This is a genomic window from Marivirga tractuosa, assembly GCF_042140215.1.
Classification (GTDB): domain Bacteria; phylum Bacteroidota; class Bacteroidia; order Cytophagales; family Cyclobacteriaceae; genus Marivirga; species Marivirga tractuosa_A.
The window spans coordinates 2,210,244-2,233,516 of sequence record NZ_CP159478.1 but is presented as its reverse complement, the minus strand read 5'-3'; the positions used below and the strand labels follow the sequence as shown (position 1 = coordinate 2,233,516).

At 35.7% G+C, this 23,273-nt stretch carries 16 protein-coding genes; 5 read left to right on the top strand and 11 right to left on the bottom strand.

Features of this window, described 5'->3' with window-relative positions; all coding sequences use genetic code 11:
- Window positions 1-53: 53 nt before the first annotated feature.
- The 6 genes from ABWH96_RS10165 to ABWH96_RS10140 all read right to left on the bottom strand — a co-directional run bounded on the left by ABWH96_RS10165 (window position 54) and on the right by ABWH96_RS10140 (window position 6,754).
- The gene (locus ABWH96_RS10165; RefSeq protein WP_375581342.1) at window positions 54-758 is read right to left on the bottom strand and encodes a hypothetical protein; all 705 of its coding nucleotides are present in this window, start codon (window positions 756-758) and stop codon (window positions 54-56) included.
- A gap of 216 nt (window positions 759-974) precedes the next feature.
- Window positions 975-2,048 (bottom strand): oxygenase MpaB family protein, encoded by a 1,074-nt coding sequence (locus ABWH96_RS10160; RefSeq protein ID WP_375581341.1) that lies wholly within the window; start codon window positions 2,046-2,048, stop codon window positions 975-977.
- A gap of 161 nt (window positions 2,049-2,209) precedes the next feature.
- Window positions 2,210-2,599: a DUF2721 domain-containing protein gene (locus ABWH96_RS10155; RefSeq protein WP_375581340.1), complete on the bottom strand. Its 390-nt coding sequence runs from the start codon at window positions 2,597-2,599 to the stop codon at window positions 2,210-2,212.
- A 57-nt stretch (window positions 2,600-2,656) separates the two neighbouring features.
- Window positions 2,657-4,078 carry an SLC13 family permease gene (locus ABWH96_RS10150; RefSeq protein ID WP_375581339.1) on the bottom strand — a complete coding sequence of 474 codons (1,422 nt, stop codon included), beginning with the start codon at window positions 4,076-4,078 and terminating at the stop codon, window positions 2,657-2,659.
- A gap of 400 nt (window positions 4,079-4,478) precedes the next feature.
- Window positions 4,479-6,167, bottom strand: coding sequence for a GMC oxidoreductase (locus tag ABWH96_RS10145; protein WP_375581338.1), 1,689 nt, complete (start codon window positions 6,165-6,167; stop codon window positions 4,479-4,481).
- A gap of 2 nt (window positions 6,168-6,169) precedes the next feature.
- On the bottom strand, window positions 6,170-6,754 hold the full coding sequence (locus tag ABWH96_RS10140; RefSeq protein WP_375581337.1) for a gluconate 2-dehydrogenase subunit 3 family protein: 585 nt from the start codon (window positions 6,752-6,754) through the stop codon (window positions 6,170-6,172).
- Between the two features lie 170 nt (window positions 6,755-6,924).
- Here ABWH96_RS10140 and ABWH96_RS10135 point away from each other — a divergent pair, with 170 nt between their 5' ends.
- The 4 genes from ABWH96_RS10135 (at window position 6,925) to msrA (ending at window position 10,967) form a co-directional block, all read left to right on the top strand.
- Window positions 6,925-8,049, top strand: a complete 1,125-nt coding sequence (locus ABWH96_RS10135) for a Gfo/Idh/MocA family protein (RefSeq protein ID WP_375581336.1) — start codon at window positions 6,925-6,927, stop codon at window positions 8,047-8,049.
- 398 nt (window positions 8,050-8,447) lie between these two features.
- The gene (locus ABWH96_RS10130; RefSeq protein ID WP_375581335.1) at window positions 8,448-9,416 is read left to right on the top strand and encodes an IS110 family transposase; all 969 of its coding nucleotides are present in this window, start codon (window positions 8,448-8,450) and stop codon (window positions 9,414-9,416) included.
- A gap of 388 nt (window positions 9,417-9,804) precedes the next feature.
- The gene (locus ABWH96_RS10125; RefSeq protein WP_375581334.1) at window positions 9,805-10,251 is read left to right on the top strand and encodes an acyl-CoA thioesterase; all 447 of its coding nucleotides are present in this window, start codon (window positions 9,805-9,807) and stop codon (window positions 10,249-10,251) included.
- A gap of 77 nt (window positions 10,252-10,328) precedes the next feature.
- Window positions 10,329-10,967 carry a peptide-methionine (S)-S-oxide reductase MsrA gene (gene msrA, locus ABWH96_RS10120; protein ID WP_375581333.1) on the top strand — a complete coding sequence of 213 codons (639 nt, stop codon included), beginning with the start codon at window positions 10,329-10,331 and terminating at the stop codon, window positions 10,965-10,967.
- Window positions 10,968-11,060: 93 nt separating this feature from the next.
- On the opposite strand, the gene fbaA is transcribed toward msrA, so the two are convergent.
- Complete coding sequence (gene fbaA / locus ABWH96_RS10115; protein WP_375581332.1) at window positions 11,061-12,122, bottom strand: class II fructose-bisphosphate aldolase; 1,062 nt, start codon at window positions 12,120-12,122, stop codon at window positions 11,061-11,063.
- Window positions 12,123-12,717: 595 nt separating this feature from the next.
- Between fbaA and ABWH96_RS10110 the strand changes: the two genes are divergently transcribed.
- Window positions 12,718-13,785: an IS110 family transposase gene (locus ABWH96_RS10110; protein WP_375581331.1), complete on the top strand. Its 1,068-nt coding sequence runs from the start codon at window positions 12,718-12,720 to the stop codon at window positions 13,783-13,785.
- Between the two features lie 379 nt (window positions 13,786-14,164).
- Here the strand turns inward: ABWH96_RS10110 and ABWH96_RS10105 are convergent, their stop codons facing one another.
- The 4 genes from ABWH96_RS10105 to ABWH96_RS10090 form a co-directional block, all read right to left on the bottom strand.
- A complete protein-coding gene (locus ABWH96_RS10105) occupies window positions 14,165-15,721 on the bottom strand; it encodes a RagB/SusD family nutrient uptake outer membrane protein (RefSeq protein WP_375581330.1) in 1,557 nt (518 codons plus the stop codon).
- Window positions 15,722-15,731: 10 nt separating this feature from the next.
- On the bottom strand, window positions 15,732-18,728 hold the full coding sequence (locus ABWH96_RS10100) for a SusC/RagA family TonB-linked outer membrane protein (RefSeq protein WP_375581329.1): 2,997 nt from the start codon (window positions 18,726-18,728) through the stop codon (window positions 15,732-15,734).
- Window positions 18,729-18,746: 18 nt separating this feature from the next.
- Window positions 18,747-21,491, bottom strand: a complete 2,745-nt coding sequence (locus ABWH96_RS10095; protein ID WP_375581328.1) for an alpha-amylase family glycosyl hydrolase — start codon at window positions 21,489-21,491, stop codon at window positions 18,747-18,749.
- Between the two features lie 63 nt (window positions 21,492-21,554).
- Window positions 21,555-23,027 carry a hypothetical protein gene (locus tag ABWH96_RS10090; RefSeq protein WP_375581327.1) on the bottom strand — a complete coding sequence of 491 codons (1,473 nt, stop codon included), beginning with the start codon at window positions 23,025-23,027 and terminating at the stop codon, window positions 21,555-21,557.
- Window positions 23,028-23,273: the final 246 nt, after the last annotated feature.

The following is a 23,273-nucleotide window of genomic DNA, read 5'->3' as shown; positions in this document are numbered from 1 at the left end:
AAAAAGGCCTTTTAAAGGCCTTTTTATTAAATATATTGAATTAATATTCTTAATTATTGACATTCAGAAAATTGAACCACATGCTCGCTTAAGTCTTTCCAAGCACGATCGTCAGAACTTATCAAGGCTTCACAACCTTCCCACATTATTTCGTATTCATCGTCATAATCTTTCTTTTTTAACTTATAGGCTGCTTCATCTCCCTCTGTCATCACAAAATATGATTTTTCCAGACCTCCAGCTAAAGTTACGCCACCAACACCAACAGACATAGTTTGCTTAGCCATAGGGTCATGATAAACTTTTACCTCTTTACTAAAAGAAGGATTCAACAATTGCATAAGCAATTCCATTTTCTTTTTCTTCTTATAATAGACTTGAGCATTTTCGAAATATACATATCCATCGTCTAGCAAGTCTTGATCCATCTGCTCATTAGTCCACTTTTGAGCATCGGTTGCAGCATCCATAGCTTGGGAAACCTTGTCCAGACCACTCTGAGGTAAATACATTTCTTTTATATCCTCAGGTTTTAATTTTACTTTTTTGCCTTCCTCATTTTCAATTTTTATTTCCTTAATCAAGCCCTTTTTTCGTTTTACATTTTTAAGTTCTCCAGTTATTTCTGAACCATCCTTTAAAGTAATGTAAGAGGGTTTTTTATGTGAATAAGTAAATGATGGACTTAATAGTTTTTGTCCACTTACCTGTATCACGATGATAAAGGCTAATAATGATAGTGTTAGTTTTTTAATCATAATTTTGTTTTTTTAAATGATCTTATCATTACAAATGTACTGGTTTTGAAATGCTATCCTACAAATAGTTAAATTAAATGCATGCAAGGAGTAAGGTGCGCTATAAACAAAGAATGTACACTGTTAGATATTTCTAAAATGATCTAGACCGTTTTTAGTTGACTCAACTAAATCTAGAGATTGGATTAAAAGGACAATCTTAGTGTATTTTAAAAATCAAGTATCGAGCTGTGTTAAAAATTTAAATGGAACGTTCTGAGAATTACGCTCACCAAACTGCTTTTTCAGCTTTCTGAATTCTTTTTGGTGATTGGTGGGAAATACATTTCTGATGGGATTAAGGTTTTTGATATTGCTTATCAAATCTACCTCCAGATTATCGTAAGGCAATCCAATCATTTGGCAAATATCTTCCCCTAAAAGATATGCCATCATGGTTTCAGTGGGGAAAGTAAAGGGCAATGGTTGATTTTTAATGTAGCCCTGTAAATTAACCGCTAGCATCTCCCCTTCTTTTGAATTACGGAAATTGCGGTTTTTGATTTTTTGTTCCAGTATAAAAGCATCTTGATTGCTTTCAGGTAACCACTCTTCTTGCACACCTAGCAACTCTCCTATCATATTCCAATAGCGGATATAATTTTGAGATTGTCCTGCTGAAATACTATAGCCCAATTTTCTCAATCCTCGGATTGCAATCAATGAAAACGACAGATTTGTTCCTGCCATATCTTCCTGATTAACGGGAGTTCCTAATTCATCACTCCATTTATCACTTTTGAGTAAATGGTATCGAATGGCAGCATGCATTAACCTGACTTTAGCAATACTGATAAAGCCTTTTCCTTGTGGAGTAAAAGCTTCAGGACTACAAATATCAAATACGAATTCAGCCGTTTCGGTTAAGCGCTTTTCAGGTTGCTCATATATTCTTTTAGAAAAGCTCAACACCTTGGCGCCTTCTGCAGCTGCATAGCAATAAGGCAAGGAGAGCATTCCCAAACAAAGCATTATAGCTGAGGCATGTTCTACATAGAATTCAGAACCTTTTTCTGCTAGCTTTTCATCTATTTGGTAGGATTTAATCTCTTTGAGATATTGTTTTAAGTTTTCAGGAAACTCATTTGGAATCGGCTGATGATTAAAAACCAATTCATTGTAGGCATTATTGGATAAAGGATTAAATCCACTGTCAAATAATTCTTTGACTGTTTTATCGGCTAAAGCATCTCCTGTTTTACGAGCTAAATCGAGTGCTTTATTGGGATATTTTATTTCTTGAGTTTGCACATTATAGTTAACTCAGATGTGGGTAAATTGATTTGATAATTTAACAGAAAGTTATAATGGAATACATTTTATTTAATAAAGTCTTAGCGCTAAGACTAGTTTAGATGCTAAGAATTTGCATGTCTTAGCGAGACGCTAAGACTAGGTTATCATATAAATCCCTACTTCTCAATATCCCCCATCTGGATATTTAGGGCTTTTACGCTGATTTGGATTTCGATTATAGAAAGTAATAAGGAAATCATTAACAGCACTAAAGAAAAACCAAAAATGATACTCCCCACCATTTGATATTCCTGATAAATGGTGAACATGCTCACTACACAGAAGAACAAAGAGGAAATCCCTAATAATTGCATATTGCGAATGAGAATAACTCTCTTTTTTAAGTTAGAAATCTGGGCTTTAATTTTCACATCCTTTTCTGTCATATATCGGGCATGCAAACTTCTAATCAAATTAGCTAGAGCTAAAAATCGATTAGTATAAGCCAACAACAATAATGAAATAGCTGGAAAGAGTAAAGCCGGTGTGGTTAAAGAAATTTCCATTTAATTAAATTATAACTGAAAGTTAACTAATAATATAAAACAAGATTTAAATACTTCCTAAAAAGCTAAAAAATACCAAATCATAACAGAAGCAAAGGCAAAAATCGGAGCCAAAATGATAAAAAATATTCCTCCTCTTCTGAAATCCTTTTGCTCCATCATTCCTGTAGAATAGGCAATTGCATTGGATGGAGTTGAAACAGGTAAAAGAAGGGCACAAGAACAACTTAATGCGACAATAATTGGAACAGTGATTCCAAATGGAGCGGATAAACTCACGGCCAAAGGAACCAAAATTGAAGCAGCAGCCGTATTGCTCATCACATTTGAAATTAAAACACCTAGTATACTGAATATAACAGCCACTAAAATAACAGATATTGGCAAAGCATTTATTTGGTTGATTACAATTTCTGCCAAACCAACACTAACGATGGCAATACCCAAAGCCAAGCCACCAGCCACTAGCATTAAAGTATCCCAAGGTAATTTCCTAACATGTTCTGCTGCAATAACTTGGGTTACCGTTAAAAATAATATAGGAATTGCTGAGGTAGCTGCAACAGGCAATCCATGGAAATATTCTGTTAGCCACATGCCAATCGTAACAATTACAGTAACAACAACAGCCTTTTTTTTAAATGAATTTACCACCACATTTGTTTGCAAAATTTCATCCAAATTTACAGAAGAGCCTTTTAACTTTAACCTACTTTTCAAAAAATACCAAAATAAATACACCAAGATCAATGCCATTGGAAAGCCTATTAACATCCAATCTGTAAAGGAAATGTAAACGCCCATTTCTTGAAGCGCCCCGACTGCTATGGCATTAGGTGTGCTCCCAATTATCGTTCCTACCCCACCGACAGATGCGGCTGCTGGAATGCCAGTTAATATAGCTTTAGAAAAAGCGGAAGTTTTCCCAATTGCATGGACTAAGGGTAAGACAGATGTTATCATCATAGCCGTAGTGGCGGTGTTCGACATTACCATGCTTGCTAAGGCAGTCGTGAACATCAATCCCAACAATAATTTATCTTCCTGATTCCCAAATCTCCTTACCGTAAAGCGAAACAATGCTTTATCCAGACCCGCAATTCGCATACCTTCTGCCAGGAAAAAACCTCCTAATAACAACCAAATCACATTACTTGTCCATGTACCTGTAAAAAGTTCAACTGGAAACTTTGTGTCTAATAAGTAATCTGTTCCAAATCCAAAAGAGAGAATGGAGATAATAAGAATCCCCACAGCAAAGGGTGGAATGGCTTCTGTTACCCATAAGCCGATGGATAAAATACTAATAAAAAAAACGAAATCCACTGCTTCACCATAGCCTAGCTTTCTAAAGAAATAAGAAATGATTAACGCAATCACTAAATTTCCAATAAAAGTAGAAGTATTGAAAAGCCAGTTTAAATGCAGTTTATTATAAATTCTTCTGGCTGTTTTGCGTGAATCATTAAAGAATGTCATGGCTGATGAATATTAAAAATGAAAATTTGGCTATGCTTTTTTATGTTTATTCTACTATAAACTAAAGAAGTTTTACGATTTTATATTCCTTTAGGCCATATCTTTTGTTTTCATTTTCCTTCCTTTCTTTTTGCATGAACAAAAAGAAATAAAAATTCTAGAAAGTTTAATGTCAGCGAGAGGCTGACCAGCCTGGCTGGCTTCTACCCTCAAGGCCTACGCTAGCTCGATAAACTTTCCTCCCTCCCGCTTTTCCGAGTTCCTCGGAAGTGGTCGGGTTAATTCTTTTAATAATTTGTCACAAATTTCTCATAATCCCTCCTGTGAAATTTGGTATAAAAACCTCAAATACTTGGTATCAGTTTAAAAGATCATAATAATCAAAAATCATTATTTAGTTCTACAAATTCATTTTCTTTAATTCTGAAACCGCAAAATCCACTGCCCTTGCAGTCAATGCCATATAAGTTAAACTTGGATTTTGACATGCCGAAGAAGTCATAGCAGAGCCATCTGTTACAAAAACATTAGGTACTTCATGTAATTGGTTATGCTTATTCAACATGGAGGTTTTGGGGTCTCTTCCCATTCTTGCTGTTCCCATTTCATGGATACCAAAACCAGGAACGGCTGGCAAGTTCACGGCTTCAATATTTTTACCACCAGCAACTTCCAGCATTTCTTTACCCGTTTTCATCATATCTTTTCGCATTTGATGTTCATTTTCTTTGAACTCACAATCAATATGCAAAGTCGGCAAGCCCCATTTATCTCTTACATTTTCATTTAGGGTAACTTGGTTATCTTCATAAGGTAAAGTTTCGCCAAAAGGCATAAAAGACATTTCCCAAGGACCTGGCTTCAGCAAAGCGTCTTTAAATTCAGCTCCAAATCCAGCTAATCTGTTGCCGTAGCCCCAGCCTACTCTATTTCCTCCTCCTTGGAATCCATATCCTCGAATAAAGTCTGGATGCTGGGACTTGATATTCTGAAAACGTGGTATGTAAATACCATTCGGCCTGTAGCCTGTATGATATTTATCCTTAAAATCATCAAATTCAGCTTTCACATAAACCTCAAAATGGTGATCCATCAAATATTTGCCTAAAGTACCACTCGTATTCCCCAATCCATCAGGAAAACGGTCACTTTTGGAATTCAGCATAATCCAGGTGGAACCTAAGGTAGAAGCACATAAGAAAATGACTTTTGCATAATACTCATGGTATTCATTGGTTTCAGCGTCAATTATCCGTACTCCCTTGGCTTTATTCGTTTTTTCATCTAAAATAACAGACTCTACAATGGAATTGGGTCTTAAGGTCATATTGCCCGTTGCAGATGCTGCTGGCAAAGTAGAAGCTTGACTGCTGAAATATCCTCCAAAAGGACAGCCTCTGCTGCATAAATTTCTGTATTGGCATTTTGTACGATTGTGTTTGTTTTGAGTCAGGTTTGCAGTCCTTCCAATTGTCATAAATCGGTCATCCCAATTTTTTTCGATTGCCCCTTTCACTTTTTCCTCCACACAATACATATCCATAGGAGGCTGAAATTTACCATCAGGTAATTGTGCATAGCCTTCATTTCTACCCGAAATACCTACAAACTCCTCTACCTTATCATACCAGGGCGCTAAATCCTCATATCGAATGGGCCAGTCAACTGCAATACCATCTTTTACATTAGCTTCAAAATCCATAGGGGCTAATCGATAACTTTGACGACCCCAAGTTAATGATCTTCCCCCCACATGATTTCCCCTTAACCATCTAAACTCTTTATCTTCTGGATGTGTATAGGGGTTTTCCTTGTCATTAACCCAGAAATGCTTAGAGCCTTCATCAAAGGCATAGGTTTTACTTTGTACATAATATTTTTCTTGCACTTCCTGAGATTCTTTTCCCCTATGCTCAAATTCCCAGGGGGCTTTATTCATGGTAGGATAATCTTTGATATGCTCTACATTTCTACCTCGCTCCAGCACTAAAGTTTTCAATCCTTTCTCGCACAATTCCTTTGCTGCCCATCCGCCCGAAATTCCTGACCCGACTACGATGGCATCATACTGATTTTTCTCCTTACTCATTCTTAAAAATAATTTCCTACTCTTAGTTTTTGATTTGATTTCATGGGTTCGCAGCCTACTAATTGTGCAGGCACGGGTTGATAATCTAAATGCTTGGTCATAATTTCCTCTGAAGTAAAATAACCTAAAAGTACCAGCTCTTTAAGCATTAAAAAGAAAGGTTTTTCCTGAGGGGTGGAATCGAAAGACAAATGTTGAATTTCGCTCTCCAATCCGTATAAAAAATCATATTGTTGTTGACTTTCAAGGTCTGTAAACAACTTGCCATTTTTTGATTCACTATTTTTTTCAAGTTCTTCAAGACCCTTTAAAAATTGCTTTTGTTCATTTTTACTGTAGACTTCCCCAACCATTTTATCTACAAATACATCTACACCAACATCTAGTGCTCCTGGAGTATCTGTTTTGGGCAATATCTGATTGGCTAAGGCCGCAACTAATAATGCTTGTTTCTCATTAAAAAATTGAGGTTTCCAGCCTAGCGGTTTCTTACTATCACATGATTGAATTAAATGCATCAATAATGGTGAAGTGGCTGCAAAACCTAAAGCTAAACCCGTTTTTTTAATCGCTTCTCTTCTGTTCATTCCCTAAATTTTCGTAATCAAATTTAATAATAAGTAAGTTATTGATTAGTTTCAAGCAATAAGAAATTAAATAAAAGAAAGTTTATATAAAAGGAAGTATTTCAATGTGATTTTTGTCTTTATAATGACAAAATAACCTCCGAAAATAGAATTTAAGATCAAAGGTAATCATGGATAAAATATTAAAAATGGGAATGATTGGAGGCGGGCCTGGCTCCATGATTGGCGACATTCATAGAATTACTGCCACTGCTTCTGGAAAAGCAGAATTGGTTTGTGGTGCATTCAGTTCTTCGAAGGAAAAATCCTTAGAAAAAGGAAAAGAACTTGGTCTTGATGAAAGCAGAATTTATGGCAGTTATGCCGAAATGATTGAGAAAGAAGCTCACTTAAGTGAAAAGGATAGAATGGATTTCGTTGCCATTGTAACACCCAATCATTTACATTTCGAAACAGCAAAATTAGCCTTAGAAGCAGGTTTCCATGTGATTTGCGATAAACCGCTTGCTTTTGATTATGCAGAAGCCTTGGAATTCCAAAAGGCTGTAGAAAAAGCCAAAGGACATTTTGCTATGACTTACACCTACAGAGGTTATCCTTTATTGGAAAAAGCTAAAGAGATAATTGATTCAGGTCATTTGGGTGAAATAAGAAAAGTAAAAGTAGATTATTCTCAAGGATGGCTATCACAATTAATAGAGGCAGAAGGTCATAAGCAAGCCAGTTGGCGGACAAATCCTGAAAAATCAGGGAAAGGCGGCACCATAGCTGATATTGGTACTCATGCTTTTAATCTGCTTGAATCTGTAAGCGGATTAAAAGTGAAATCACTTATGGCGGATGTTTCCATATTGGTGGATGGACGAAAAATTGATGATGACACCAATATTTTATTAGAGATGGAAAGTGGTGCCAAAGGTTATTTATCAGCCAGTCAGATCTGTACAGGAGAAGATCAAGATTTGAGCTTACATATTTATGGCAGCAAAGCAGGATTAGTATGGAATCATAATCAACCGAATTTGCTCACGATAAAATATCCAGATTTTAGAGAAGAATCGATTAAAGGATTAGATCATGAAATTGGAGACAGCAGTGAAGTGAATATACCAGGACACTCACCTTATTTCACTGAAGCTTTTCAAAGGATATATGAGGGGTTTTTTGACACTATTTTAAATGAAAATGTTAAAAAGGATTTCGTAAAAGCTGGAATTGAAGATGGGGTTAGAGGAATGTTGTTTATTGAGAAGGCGATTCAGTCTTCTGATGAGAGGAAGTGGGTAGTGATGTGATCATTTTTAATATTTTAACCAAAAGTTAAAATCAACAGATCCCTTTCTTCAAAGGGATGACGTTCTAATCATATTTTTCAGCTTAATTGAAAAGTCAGCTTTCTGAATTTTACAGCATACAATTAAATTGACCTACTCTATAAATTCTATGCGTCATCGTAAGTTAGCTCTTTCAATTGAATAGGTTGAAAATGAGAATTATATTTGGTTGTTAAAGTTAGCAAAAGAGAAGGAACAAGACTATTAAGCGTCATTGGTCATCTAGACCCTGCGGAATGCAAGTCCCTTCTCTTACCTTACTTAACCTTGGACAGTTCATTAGGCACGAAGCCTGTTTTTACGATTGATAAGTGAAAAGTAAGTCGCTAACAATTTTCCAACTAAACAAATTTAAAAAGATGATTGTAGGAATCGACACTTCAAATGATTTTTTTGATGCTACCGCCTTAGAAGATGATAGCGTTATTTTTCAAAGACAATTTGCCAACAATGTAAAAGGATTTAGATTATTTTTAAATGCCGTTAAGGATTATACCGTAGAATTGGTCTGTATTGAGGCCACAGGGCCTTATCATTTGCGTTTTGCCATGTTCTTGAATGAGCATAAATTTAACATATCTGTTGTAAATCCATTGGTGATTAAAAGATATGCTCAAATGAAAATGTCCCGAGCTAAAACAGATAAAAAAGATGCCTATTTAATTGCATTTTATGCCAAGGAACAAAAGCCTGAATTATGGGAAGCCCCTTCTGAAGCATCATTGGAGATTAGGCAATTGGATACACATCTTGAACTGCTTATGAAGCATAAAAGAGCTTTAGCTAATCAATTACATGCATTTAAATCCACAGGCACTATGGTCAAAGGACTGGAAAAGCAAATGGAAGAACAAATCAATCAATTAAATGATGATATTAAAAAGATTGAAAGAAAAATAGAATCCCTTGTTCGATCCTCCTATCAGAAGATGGCAGATCAATTACAAAGCATACCTGGCATTGGTAAAAAGAGTGCTTATATGATGATTGTGTGTACAAATGGATTTTCCACATTTGATAATTACAAACAGGTTATTTCATTTTTTGGTCTGGCACCCAGACATTACCAATCAGGCACCAGCGTTAAGGGTAAAACCAGGATATGTAAAATGGGTATGTCAAGGGTTCGTAAAATTCTTTATATGGCAGGTGTAACAGCTATTAAGTGCAACAAAACTTGTGAAGACCTTTATGATAGGCTCAGAGCAAAAGGCAAAAGTCATAATTTAGCTATTATTGCAGTGGTCAATAAATTGATAAAACAATCATTCGCTATTGCTAAAAACAATACTTATTATCAAGCTGACTACATTTTGCAATCTGCATGAAAGACAAAATTTTATTGTAAATGAATTTATTAAAAACTTGACTTTTATCACAGTTCATTCCTGCGAAGGCAGGAATCTTGCCCTATTGAAACTTCGTTTCAATACTATTCTCAAAGAATTAAAGTTATTGATTACTCAATAAGGTAGGTTGATAGCCTGCTTTCTTAATATTTTAACCAAAGGTTAAAATCAATAGATTCTTGCCTCCACAGGAATGACGCGGAAAAAATAAGCAGAAAACATGCAAACAGGAGTTTCCATATAGATTTTGAATTTAACTATTTATAACAATTCCATTTATAATATTGAATACAATCCAATTTCCTACTCAATTTCACCCTCCTCTAAATTTTAAATCGTAATTTCGCTTTTCAATAAAATAATGATAATGAAACCAACAATAGATCCCAATAATTTTAAATTTTCAGAAGAAATACAAGTACGCTGGACGGATTTAGATCCTTTGGCGCATGTTAATAATTCCATTTACATCCAATATTTTGAAATTGCTAGAGGTAGATATATGCTCCAAGCATCTCCAAGCTGGGATTGGCATAAAAATATGTTTTTGCTCGCCAATATTAATTGTAGCTATTTACAAGAATTAAAAATCGGAATGGCCAACACCAAATGCTGGGTGCGTACCAAAGAAATGGGTAAGAAAAGCTTTGTTTTGGAATATATGATTACCACTGATGATAACACAGTTCATACCGTTGGAACATCCATACAAGTGATGTTTGACACTAAGAATAAAACCACTATTGAAATTCCAGATTGGCTAAGAAATGAGCTAATGGCTTATGAAAAAGAAGGCAGCATAGAAATAAAATAGGTTTTAGCCGACAAATAGGCTTTAAATTAAAACTAAACAGCCCTTCAAGTCGTTCTTTGTGAAAATTAATTAATACCATGATAAGAAATACCGCAATTGTAATATTAAGCATACTTTTCTTTGCTTGTGCCGCAGAAAACAAAAAAACTGAAGAGAGTACTACCGAAACTGACCCAATCCAAAATACCGCAGCTTTAGATACTGCCTATTTTGCTGGTGGCTGTTTTTGGTGTGTAGAAGCTTCTTTTGAGCAAATCAAAGGAGTTAAAGAAGCAGTCTCGGGCTATTCAGGAGGCGAAGAAAAAGACCCTTCATATAAAGAAGTTAGTTATGGAAGAACTAATCACGCAGAGGCAGTAATGGTTTTATACGATACTTCGATAATAAATTATGAAACGCTCTTGGATATATTCTTTGTAGCACATGATCCTACTCAACTCAACAGACAAGGACCTGATGTGGGTAAGCAATACCGTTCTGCCATTTTCTATCGCAATTCAACTGAAAAGAATTTAGCTTTAAAGAAAATGAATGAACTGGCTTCAAAATTTGATGATGAAATCGTGACTGAATTAACGGCTTTCACAAAATTTTGGGAGGCTGAAGATTATCATCAGGATTATGAAAAGAAAAATCCTAATGACCGCTATATAGTGAATGTATCTAAACCAAAAATTGATAAGGTGGCTAAGACTTTTAAAGACCTATTGAAATAAATTTTTTTCACGAATTCACGGTTATTTACCGTAACTAAAAAAGGCACAAACTTTACGCTTGTGCCTTTTTATGTTTCTAGATTATAGTTTTTATCAAGCCAGTTTATTCAAGCAATTCAATTCTTTAAAAGCTTGCTTCAAACGAACTACCATGCTTTCTTCTCCTTTTCTTAACCAAGCTCTAGGGTCATAGAACTTCTTATTTGGTGCATCAGGATCATCAGGAGTTCCAATTTGCTGTTGCAATCTATCTTCATTTTCATTGTAGTAATTTCTTACTCCATTCCAGAATGACCATTGCATATCAGTATCAATGTTCATTTTTATAGCACCATAACCAATAGCTTCCTCGATTTTCTCTGGCTCAGAACCTGATCCACCATGGAATACAAATAATACTGGCTTGTCTCCCGTGCTGTGCTTCTTTTGGATATGATCTTGAGAATTTTTCAAGATATCAGGGCGTAATTCTACATTCCCTGGCTTATAAACGCCATGTACATTACCAAATGATGCAGCAATAGTGAAGTTATCACTTACTTCTTTCAATTGCTCATAAGCATAAGCTACTTCTTCAGGCTGAGTATATAATCTGCTGCTGTCTACTCCTGTATTATCCACACCATCTTCTTCACCACCCGTGATTCCTAATTCGATTTCCAAGTGCATACCCATTTCAGCCATTGGCTTCAAATATTTTTTACAAATTTCAATATTTTCTTCCAAAGGCTCTTCTGACAAGTCAATCATGTGTGAGCTAAACAATGGCTTACCATGCGTTTTATAAAACTCTTTACCAGCTTCTAATAAGCCATCAATCCAAGGCAATAATTTCTTAGCACAATGGTCAGTATGTAAAATCACTGGCACACCATATTCTTTTGACATTAAGTGCACATGGTGAGCACCCGCAACAGCTCCTGCAATAGCAGCTTTTTGATTTTCATTAGAAAGTCCTTTACCCGCATTAAATACGGCACCACCATTTGAAAACTGAATAAAAACTGGTGAATTCACATCTCTTGCCGTTTCTAAAACTGCATTAATGGAATTGTTACCAATTACGTTGACTGCAGGCATTGCATATTTATTGTCTTTAGCATGATGAAGTAGGTTCATCATTTCATCTCCGGATAATACTCCTGGTTTAGCCATGTTTTTATATTTAATATTTGTTAAAAATCTTTCAGAACTCAAAAATGCCAATAATGGTAGAATAATAAAAGTTTGTAGTCAAGTAATTAGAGGTATAAGTTAAACATTTGTAAGAATGGGGTAATCAAGTGTTACAAGAAATGATCATAATCTTAATATAAAAAAACAGGAAGCAAAGCCTCCTGTGTTTTCGTTTTATAGTTGTATGTATGAAGAAGCTTTTTATGGATTAATAACCTGAGTCCGACTCTAATTTGTAAATTCAGATTTTTCACCCAAGGGGTGACCAGCCTATGGCTGGCATCCATTCAATAGACAAGGCGTCTTTTAGAAGATATAGCGGGCTATATCGAAGGAAGACAACGCAGTATATTGAATTATATGGAAAAGCTTTTCCTATTCCACCTCTAAAAAGCGATTTTCTTCCTAAAAATTCTTTACAATAGCCCGCTATTGCTTCAGAATTTTTAGTTGAAACTCACTATTTATAGGCGGTCTGAATCCTAAATTAGAATCGAGTTTGTATGTTTGAAAAATAAGCCAAGAGGTTTAAATTGATATAGGAAATAAAATTTAACAACTAACCTCTAGGCTTATGAATTATTATAAAGATACAACAAATCATGAAGATCCGGAAAACATTTATATCGGAATTGATGTGCACAAGAAAAGTTGGAGTATTTCAATTATGAGCGATTACCTAGAGCTAAAATCATTTTCGCAGCCACCTGAACCAGAAATTTTGGTTAATTACTTGCATAGGCACTTTCCTAATGCAAGATATAAGAGTGCTTATGAATCAGGTTTTAGTGGCTTCTGGACACATCGTTCTTTACAGAAGCTAGGTATTGAAAACATTGTCGTCAACCCGAGTGACATACCTACAACCGATAAGGAAAAAAAGAGTAAGCGTGACTCGGTGGATTGCAGGAAGATTGCCCGTTCTTTGCGGGGCAACGAATTGACGGGGATTCATGTGCCTGATGAAATAGTTGACCAGGACAAAGCGTTGGTTCGTTGTCGGAACAAACTAGTTCGTGACATTAAGCGGTGCAAGAACCGTATCAAGTCGCAACTTTTATACTGGGGGATTAAAATACCAGAGGAATTGGACAACTCTTATTGGAGCAAACGTTTGCGCCAATGGATCAAGGGGCTTTCTTTTGACAATCCTTCTGCCGGGCTAATAATGGAAGTCTACCTTGAAGAACTGGAGTCCATTGAGGCGCAAAAAAAGAAAGTAGAGAAGCAATTGGTGGAGCTCTCTAAAGGTCGTTACAGGGAAATAGTAGGTTGGTTGAGAAGCCTGCCGGGCATAGGACTTTTAGGCGCAATCACCTTGATTACAGAAGTGAAAGATATCAATAGGTTTAGTAGTTTGGATAAGCTCCATAGTTTTGTGGGTTTAGTACCAAATGTAAATAGTAGTGCAGAAACAGAAAAGGTAGGGGGCATCACACAGCGACACAATAAATATTTGCGCACGATAATAGTCCAATGCGCATGGAAAGCCGCCTACCAAGACCCTGGCTTGTTTAGAACCTACAATAAATTATGTAAAAAAATGAAAGCCAATAAAGCCATTATCAGAATAGCAAAAAAACTACTTAACAGGGTAAGCTACGTCTGGAAGAATGAATGTGAATATAAAGTACAACTATAAAACTTGAAGGAAAGTATGAGGCCCGTTTACCTGAGTTGCAGCTGCCCTATTAGTAGTCTGTTCTAATCGAGTTTACGGCCTCTTTCCTATAAAATATAACACAAAGTTGCAGCTAGTAAGATAGTCTGCTGATAGAAGTCTGGTTTTATAGTCTAAAAGAGAGAAAAGTGGGCGATAATAGCATTTTGCTTTTTTAGCTCCGAAAGAAATGTAAAATTTTAAGCTAGTAAAGGGCAGGTAAATGGCCGCACAAAACAGCCCACAAACCTAAGCCACCCTTGACAAACTTAAAATTTTATCATGAGATAACTACGCCTAAAAAAGGCAAAAAAAAGAAAAAAAATACCTTTTGTGTGGTTTTTCAACATAGAAACTCAGGTTAATAACCATCGTTTTGGTCTAATTCAGGATTGGCCGCTAAGTCAGTTGCTGGAATTGGAAATATTTCCAAATGTTCACTTATTGAAGCACCATCAATATTATTTCCTTTCCAAGGCCAAGTATAATTTCCACCAGTATATAAGTCATAGCGAATTAAATCTGCTCTTCTATGACCTTCCCAATAAAGCTCTCTGGCTCTTTCATCTAAAATAAAATCAAGCGTTAATTCTCCAGCTGTAATATTTCCAGAATTATCCCCATATGCTCTTTCACGAAGTTGGTTAATAAAATTAACGGCAGTGGCCTCACTTCCGCCCCCACCTCTTAAAACAGCCTCGGCATACATTAAATATGCATCAGCCAATCGGAACATAGGATAATCAGCATCAGAAAATTCAGCATTACTTCCTTGTTCCCCGTCTGTGGTCAAGTTAGTATATTTTGGAACTGCATAACCTTCCGTAAATACTGTTAAATCAGCTATATCTAAATTTTGTCCATCAGTGAAGAATATTGCTCTATTATCAATATCTCCTGTTTCATCAGGGAACAATTCAACCAAATTTCTAGTAGTTCTCAAACCTGCCCAAGCACCGCTTGTTCCATAATCAGTAGAAGTCATATTTCCTCCGATTGAACCATTAGTCAAGAAAGTAGTACTTCCATATCCTTGGGTTTGAATACCATCAGATGGCAAAGTAAAAATCAATTCATTACTTGTATGGTTATCTGCTCTAAAATTCAATTGATAGTCATTTTCAATTGAATAAGGCCCATTTAATACTTTTTCTAAAGCAACTACCGCTTCCGAATAGTAATTATTTCCCGTATAAACTTCACCATTTAAAAACAATTTAGCTTGCAACATCCAAAGTGCTGCTTTATCAGCTCTTCCATATTCATTTTGCTGTGGATTAGGCAAATCACCTTCAATTGCTTCTAACTCATCAGTAATAAAATTAAATACTTCCTCTGGTGAATTTTGTACTGGGAAATCAGTTGTAATCTCTGTTACAATAGGAATATTTCTAAATAAATCTAAGGCATGCCAATAGGCCAAAGCTCGAAGAAATCTCACTTCACTTCTATAAGCTTGAGCATTTGCCATTTCCTCTTCATTATATCCGTAATCAGATAGTAAATCATCACTGCTTTGTTCTAAAAAATCATTGCTGTAAGATATAATTAAGAATAATCTGTAATACAAAACCCTTACAAACTGATTATCAGATGACCAGGTATGCGTATTTAAATCCTGAATACCTGCATCTTGCCAAGCAATAACCGCCTCGTCTGTGGTAAGTTCTTGCGCTTTCCAATAGGCTCTAATATAGGAAGTAAACCCTTCATCATTTACTAATTGTAAATCAGCATCACCTGCAGGGCCTTGTTGACCTGTTAGACTATAGGCAGCATAGATTTTAGCCATATAGCGCTCTAGATTTTTTACATCTTGAAATGCAATGTTTGCTGTTTCTCCAAACTCTGGCCTTAAATCTAAATCTGTACAAGAAATGATAAAGCCCGCTAGAATAATATATATAAATTTCTTCATTTTCCTTTAATTAAAATTTTGCGTTTATACCGAAAATAAATGCCGTTGATGGAGGATAAATATTATTATCGATCTGAACTTCTGGGTCTAAACCGCTATAACCTGAGATTGGCAACATATTTTGCACAGTACCATATAACCTCAATCTGAAATCTTGAATTTGATTGAAATTATAGCCTATGGTTAGGTTATCTAGTTTCAAGAAACTACTATTTTCTATGTAGTGATTAGATAATAATTGTCTATTCTGAAATCCTGTTTCAATTACAGATTCATGCAAATTATTTAAAATTTGGGCTTCTGTTAACCTTCCATACCAACCGTTTGCTGAGGCAGTATTATTATAAGTTTGACCTCCTAATTTTGCCCTTAAGGTGAAATTAAGATCAAAATTCCCATATCGCATATTGGAGCTTAAATTTGTAAATATTGGATGAATAGCTACACCTTGCGTTTGCAGATCATTTTCATTAATCTGACCATCCTCATTGATATCTTCATAAATACTGTTGGTTCCACCAGTTAATGGATTTCCAGCATCATCATATAAATGATTATATGAATAGAATGTTGAAATTGGCTCTCCCACTTGTAAAACCTGAATAGTTCTTCCAATATCTCCTGTAATTCCTCCTACTTGAATTCCTGGGCTATCTTCGTCTATCTCATTATTAAGTTTTACAATTCTATTTTGATTATATGTGAAATTATAGCCTAAATCCCAGCCAAACTGATCATTATCAATTACAATGTAATTTAAACCTAATTCAATTCCTCTATTGTTCATCTCTCCAATGTTGGTCGTAACTCTATCTCCAACATTGGTAGCAGCTGCAACCGGCACATTAAACAATAATTGATCAGTAGTTTTATCATACAAATCCAATGTACCTGATAATCTGCCTTTCATCAATGAGAAGTCAATTCCAATATTGGTTGATATCAATCTTTCCCATTGAATGTTAGGATCTACAGCAGTAGGCCTTAACAATTGAATATATTCATCACCAAATTGATAGGTAGCACTAGCATCACTCAAAAAGTAGAATTTATCATATAGATAATCACCAATATTTTGGTTTCCTGTAATTCCCCATCCTACTCTAAACTTTAAATCATTAAATGTATCAGTTAATCCTTGAAAGAAATCTTCTTCAATTATTCTCCAGCCTAAAGCTGCAGAAGGGAAAAATCCATATTTATTTCCAAAACCAAATCGAGTAGAACCATCTAATCTTCCTGTGAAAGTTGCTAAATATTTATCGTCTAATGAATAGTTTACTCTACCAAAATAAGATTGCAACTGGTTTGTAATTGGCCTAGCTCCATACAAATCAATAAATTCTCTTGGAATAACAGTAGGGTCATTGAAGCTTTTACTATCATCAGTTAAATTGATGCCTTCATAACCAGTGGTTTCTCTAAATACTTCTTGAAATTCATATCCTCCTAAAACATCGATACTATGTTGATCAAAAGTCCTATTATAATTTAAAGTGGAGAATAAAGTGGTTGTATAGGCATTATTAGTAGAACGCCTCATATAACCGTCTCTATTGTCATTTCTAAGCGTGAATGGTTCAAAAACTTTATTTAGACCATTCCTTAAATCATAAGAACCCGTAGCACTAAAAGTTAATCCTTCAACACCAGGAATTTTCAAATCAAAATTGATGGAGCTAAAAGACCTTCTATTTTCTCCAACACTTTGGGTTTGTTCTAAAGTTGATACTGGATTTATCGGGTCTATTGAAGAAACATTCCATTCATAGTAACCTCCAAACTGTTCGGCTTCTGGATCATAAACCGGTTTTGTTGGATCAAAAGAAACTGCTGTCCCGATAACATTTGGCTTATATTCATCATTGGTTAAAGCATTTTTTGTATTAAAGGTAATATCCAAATGATCATTTAAAACAGTGGTTTTTAATCTCATGCTTAAACGAGTAACCTGATTTCTATCACCTCTTATTACTTCCTTGTTATCCATGTGATTAACTGAAACCAGGTAGTTTAATTTTTCCGTGGCACCAGAAAAAGATAAGTTATGATTTTGACTTAAAGTACTTCTCGTTACTTCATTGAACCAATCTGTATCTTCTTCACCTAACCTATTTTGATTTTGAGGACTGAACTGTCGAACAGCATTTCTAAAGTTTTGAGTACTTAAAAAATCAGGCTCTCTTAAAACTTCTGAGAAGGTAAAAGAACCGTCATAAGTAACAGTATTTTCTCCTTTTTTACCTGATTTAGTAGTATACAAAATTACACCTGCAGCACCCCTTGATCCATAAATAGCCGTAGCAGAAGCATCTTTCAAGACAGTAACACTCTCAATATCAGATGGGTTTATGAAGTTATTGGCATTTCTTGTTCCTGAACTTCCATCATTATTAATCGGTACTCCATCCACTACAATTAGCGGTTGGGCTTGAGCATTGATCGACCCTACACCTCTAATGGTGATATCACCTCCACCAGCTCTGGTGTTTCCTGGTGTCACATCAACCCCAGCTATTTTACCAGTGATCAATCGCTCTGGGCTGGCAATTTGTCCTCTGTTAAAGGACTCCTCTTTGACAGTACTTACCACACCCGTTACGTCTTTCTCCTCTTGCTGTCCGTAACCTACAACTACTACTTCCCCAAGTTGAGAAATGTCTTCTTCCATCTGAACATTAATAGTTGACCTTGCTCCTACCTCAATTTCTTGCTTTTTGTATCCTATAAAGGAAAAAACTAATACATCCTCAGCATTTGCCTGAAGTTTAAATTCCCCTTCTAAAGAAGTTGTTGTCCCTTGCGAAGTTCCCTTAATCATAACGCTTGTTCCTGGTAAAGTCTCTCCTGTATTGGCATCGGTAACAGTACCAGAAACCGTTCTTTCCTGCGCCTGGATTTGCAATCCAGCAATTACAAAAAGGAAAGCCATAAAAACCCTTGAAAAGGATATCAGCCTATTTCCTTTTGGAACTCCCTTTATCGAGCTTGTATATTTTTGATTCATATTGATATATTTAAAAAATTAAAACTTTATGATTTTGTGTTGTCTTTGAGTGTTTTGCTCCTGATAATTCACCATATAAACCCCTGATTCTAAACCAGATAAATCAAGGATAAATTGATTATTTGATTGCTCTATTTGAACAGCTATAGTCTTTCCGTTCAAATCCGTAAGAAAAATATTATTGATTTGTCCATCTGACTCGATCTGGATTTTATTTTGGGTAGGATTTGGATAAACCCTAGTATTTGAGCTGATTTCAGGGGTCTCATTAGCTAAAACTATTTCAGACTGTTCTTGATCATCAATATAGTTTTCAATTGGCTCACTCGTTAATATTCTAAATTCACCAGCAATCAAGTTTATATCCACTTCATTTCCTACTTCGAATTCTTCTCCTGTTAAATAATTGTACCAAGTGCCTGATTGAAGGATTTGCTGTTCGAATGTCTGGGTACTTTTACTAAAGTTGCCCATCATTACGATTTTCACTTCATCGTTATTATACCTAACCCATTTTAATTCACCACTACCCGACCATTGGAAGTTGTCTTTATTCAAATAATCAGTGCGTGTTTTTAATTTAATTAGGCTTTGATAAACTTGAAATAGTTTATTTCGCTCAGGATCATCCAAATATTCCCAGCGAGTTGGTTTCACACCCAATCTGTCGTTATTGAGTTCTTCATCGTATCCGAATTCACCAAATTGCCAAATCATTTTTGGTCCCGGTACTAAGAAAAAAAGTGCCGCATTTAATTTCAGTCTTTGCATTTGTTGGGCAAGCCCTTGACTAGTACTATTTTTTAAATCCCAAGCGACTCTTTCTTCATCATGACTTTCCATATAGCCAATTACATGCGGCTGATTCCAACCTTTGGTCTGATAGCTTAATCCGCTAACATTGGCATTATTACCTTTTGCAAGACTTCTGAAATTATGATTCTCATTACCCCACAGCATCATACCATAGTCTGCCAATTCACGTTCTTCTTCATTTTCTGCAAAGTGCTCCAAAATCACATATGAATTAGGATCAACAGACCATTGAAAATCCGCTAACCTTTTAAGTAATTGAACCCTAGAAGCATCATATTGTCCCCAAGCCCCAACATCTCCTAAAGTGTTTTTCTGAGTAAAGCCTTTTGACAAATCGTATCTATAGCCATCCACATGATATTCCTCTAACCAATAGGCTACTACCCTATCCACATAGTTTTGTGTGTATTCACTTTCATGATTCATATCATAGCCTACATTAAAGTCGTGTTTTGGGCTAGTATTAAACCAGGGATTTTCAGAAGTTGGATTTCCATAATCCCCTTCATTATATAGTCTTGCTAAAGTGTTTCTACCAAACTGATGATTTAAAGCAATATCTAAGATTATGGCTATTCCTCTGTTATGGGCTTCATTCACCAATGTTTTGAAATCGTATTCAGTACCGTAATACTTATCTAAAGCCAACATGACATAAGGATTATAGCCCCAGCTTAAATTGCCTTCAAATTCCATGACAGGCATAAACTCAATTGCATTGATTCCTAGTTCTTCTAAATAATCCAGCCTTTCTGTTACGGCATCATAAGTTCGCAATTCAGTAAAATCTCGTACCAATAATTCATAAATCACTAAATCTTCATTGGCTGGTTTTTGAAAACTTTCGTCCGTCCAGTCAAATTGCGTTTTATTGGTTTGAATATAGCTTACAGCATGAGCAGTTTTTCCTGAAGGATAAGGCATCAAATCAGGGTAACGATTATCATTTATGATTTCAGGATCATCATATTCAGAACCAATTTTTTCAGTGTAAGGATCAGCTATTGTAATTTCTCCATCTACTAAATACTGGAATTGGTATTCCTGACCAGGCGTTAAACCAGTGACTTCAATCCAAAACTGATCTCCATCTTTTTTCATTAAATACTCATCAGAAAGGCTCCAATCATTAAAAGTACCTATCACAAATACATTCTCTTTATTAGGAGCAGTCAATACTAGGTTTACAGAAGTGTCGTCCTCTCCATAATTTATTCCATTTTGCAAACCAGCTGGAAGAGGTTCATTTGAGACGGTAGGATTAACTATATATGAATAATTGAAGGTTTCTTCGTCAGTCCCGTTGCTGACTACAATTTGAAGATCATGTGCCTGTCCATCATCAATTACAGTATGTTGATAAGAAAATTGAGTAATATCAGATTCTTCATGTTCTAAATTACCATCCACAAAGAATTGGTATACTGCTATTTCAGAAGAAGATAATTCAATATCTATAACTTCATCGGTTTGGTAAAAACCATAATTTCCAGATGGTGAGGAAATATTAACTGAAAAGCCCTGGCTAATTTCAGTTGTAAAATCGGATGTTTGTCCATCAGACCAGTCATTGCCTTTTAAAAGCATACCTATTTCCGTAATGTTTTCAGCGCTTTGGTTGTAAAATGTCGTGGGAGTTAATGAAATACGGAAAAGGGTTTGTCCGTTTTCGTTTAGTTTTTCAAGTTTTGCTTGATCTGTTGCAGCTGGGTCTGAATCAGCAGGGTTAATATTGGAAGGAGCGTCAGTACTGCCATTAGGTAACCACATCCACATATAAGCATCATCCAAGGAAGCTAAACTGGTGCCTGTTACATTATAAGTAATGGTGATTTCTTCATCCGCAGAAAAGAATTCAGGCTCTATGATAGGTTGTATTTCTACACTTTGAGCAAAAGCTGCGAATTGCAAAAATAGAAGGGATAGTATGGTTAAGAATTTATGCATAAATAAGATTTGAGATAAAAAGAATGAGACCGGCTAGTCTCATTCTTTTAGGATTATGGAACTTTATTCTATTGTTGCAGTATAATTTTCACCATCAAATGCCAATGTTACGGTATAAGTACCTGCAGCATCAACACTTAAATTGTCACCACCAGCGTTCAATGCAGTTGGATCACCACCTAAGTTGAAATCCCAGCTATCGCCAGCTCTAAATTTATACTCTCCTGTGAATTCTCCTGTTAGAGTGTAAGTTGTAACACCATCAGCAAAACCTTCAGCAGTCATATCTAAATCCTCATCCCAACTTTCAGATGGAGATCCTTCACCAATTACACCCCATCCAGTAGCGCTCATTGTTGAAACCCATGTATCACCTTCATCCGCTGTAGATAATGTGATGTAATAAGCTCCGGCTGCAGGTGCTTCGATATCGTCTCCATTCACAGCTAGTGTAGCTTCTGAACCGTCAGCAGGTAATGTTCCTCCAAGATTGAAATCCCAATCATCATTGGTTCTGAACTTAAATCTTCTACCTTGATCATCAACACTTGTTTCACCAAAGTAAACTACACCAACCCATTTATGGACTCCTTCATTTTCACCTGTATAATGTAAATTTCTGTCGGCATCAAATCCGTTAGCATTTGTACTTCCAATAATTCCAAATTGGTATTCTTCAGGGTCAAATGTGATTTCAGGAGCATCACCTGTTCTATCCTGAGAAAAAGCAAAACCTTCATCAGTTGTAAATGTTATTTCAACATCATAAGTACCTTCATTTTCAGCAGTCATTTCAAAGTTACCACCTACATTTCCTGCCTCAAGATTATCTATAGAGCCACCAAAATTAGTAAACATCAAATAACCATTATCTGCACTAAGTCCGCCCTCAGGATCTATTCTTCTGTCAATGTTCCAACTAGAATTAAATCTAAACTTATACCAACCGGCTCTTAAAAGAATGTCTGAGCCTGTCCAAGTACCACCATTTTCATCTACAGAACCTGAAAGTGGAGTGTCATCATTCCCTCCATTAGGAGTAGCTGCACCAATCAAACCCACTGATTCGATATTGAAAACCACAACTTCACTTGTCATTTCATCATATGCAATTTTATACAAACCAGCTTCAAGGGTGAAAGCTTGACCACCGTCAGTAGCATCCGCAACCAAATCATAAGTCAATGGGGAATCTTCAGTTCCATAATTAATAGTTTCTGCAGAACCTCCTAAGGTTGCTGAAACTTCACGATCAACGGTTTCGACTATGTTATAATTACCAGCAGTTAAGTTGAAATATCCAGTTACAAACCCACTTCTTTCCTGAGCCCCAAATCCATCTGCTTCTACTTGTTCAGGAGTTAATTGCATTGTAGCCTCTGGATCCTCACCTTCAGCTACGATGTATAACCCATCTGAAACCGTTAAACCATCTTCATCCACATCAATGGTTGGTTCGTCTTCTTCACATGAGACCATAAACAGAGTTGCGGTCAGCAACAATGCCAGGCTCAATAATTTTGTTAAGTTTTTCATAATTTAATTGTTTTAAGTTTACTTAATATTTTGGTCATATAGCTGCACTATATTTGTTGCGCAACTTCATTTTCCATATCTCAAGTTTAGTGCAACATATAGCCTCATAACAGATTATTCGCATATTTTTTACCGCAATCGGTTGCGCAATCGTTTGCATAAAAGCATATTTTTTTTGAAGTTTGTTGATGTTTAGGATTTGGGCTAAAAGAATTAAAGATGGCAGTCCCTTTTCTTCTAGATTAA

Bases quoted from the DNA above. Each gene is read 5' to 3' on its own strand.
- ABWH96_RS10165 (WP_375581342.1), bottom strand. From the start codon at position 758: ATGATTAAAAAACTAACACTATCATTATTAGCCTTTATCATCGTGATA.
- ABWH96_RS10155 (WP_375581340.1), bottom strand. From the start codon at position 2,599: ATGGAAATTTCTTTAACCACACCGGCTTTACTCTTTCCAGCTATTTCA.
- ABWH96_RS10150 (WP_375581339.1), bottom strand. From the start codon at position 4,078: ATGACATTCTTTAATGATTCACGCAAAACAGCCAGAAGAATTTATAAT.
- ABWH96_RS10145 (WP_375581338.1), bottom strand. From the start codon at position 6,167: ATGAGTAAGGAGAAAAATCAGTATGATGCCATCGTAGTCGGGTCAGGA.
- ABWH96_RS10140 (WP_375581337.1), bottom strand. From the start codon at position 6,754: ATGAACAGAAGAGAAGCGATTAAAAAAACGGGTTTAGCTTTAGGTTTT.
- ABWH96_RS10135 (WP_375581336.1), top strand. From the start codon at position 6,925: ATGGATAAAATATTAAAAATGGGAATGATTGGAGGCGGGCCTGGCTCC.
- ABWH96_RS10130 (WP_375581335.1), top strand. From the start codon at position 8,448: ATGATTGTAGGAATCGACACTTCAAATGATTTTTTTGATGCTACCGCC.
- ABWH96_RS10125 (WP_375581334.1), top strand. From the start codon at position 9,805: ATGAAACCAACAATAGATCCCAATAATTTTAAATTTTCAGAAGAAATA.
- msrA (WP_375581333.1), top strand. From the start codon at position 10,329: ATGATAAGAAATACCGCAATTGTAATATTAAGCATACTTTTCTTTGCT.
- fbaA (WP_375581332.1), bottom strand. From the start codon at position 12,122: ATGGCTAAACCAGGAGTATTATCCGGAGATGAAATGATGAACCTACTT.
- ABWH96_RS10110 (WP_375581331.1), top strand. From the start codon at position 12,718: ATGAATTATTATAAAGATACAACAAATCATGAAGATCCGGAAAACATT.
- ABWH96_RS10105 (WP_375581330.1), bottom strand. From the start codon at position 15,721: ATGAAGAAATTTATATATATTATTCTAGCGGGCTTTATCATTTCTTGT.
- ABWH96_RS10100 (WP_375581329.1), bottom strand. From the start codon at position 18,728: ATGAATCAAAAATATACAAGCTCGATAAAGGGAGTTCCAAAAGGAAAT.
- ABWH96_RS10095 (WP_375581328.1), bottom strand. From the start codon at position 21,491: ATGCATAAATTCTTAACCATACTATCCCTTCTATTTTTGCAATTCGCA.
- ABWH96_RS10090 (WP_375581327.1), bottom strand. From the start codon at position 23,027: ATGAAAAACTTAACAAAATTATTGAGCCTGGCATTGTTGCTGACCGCA.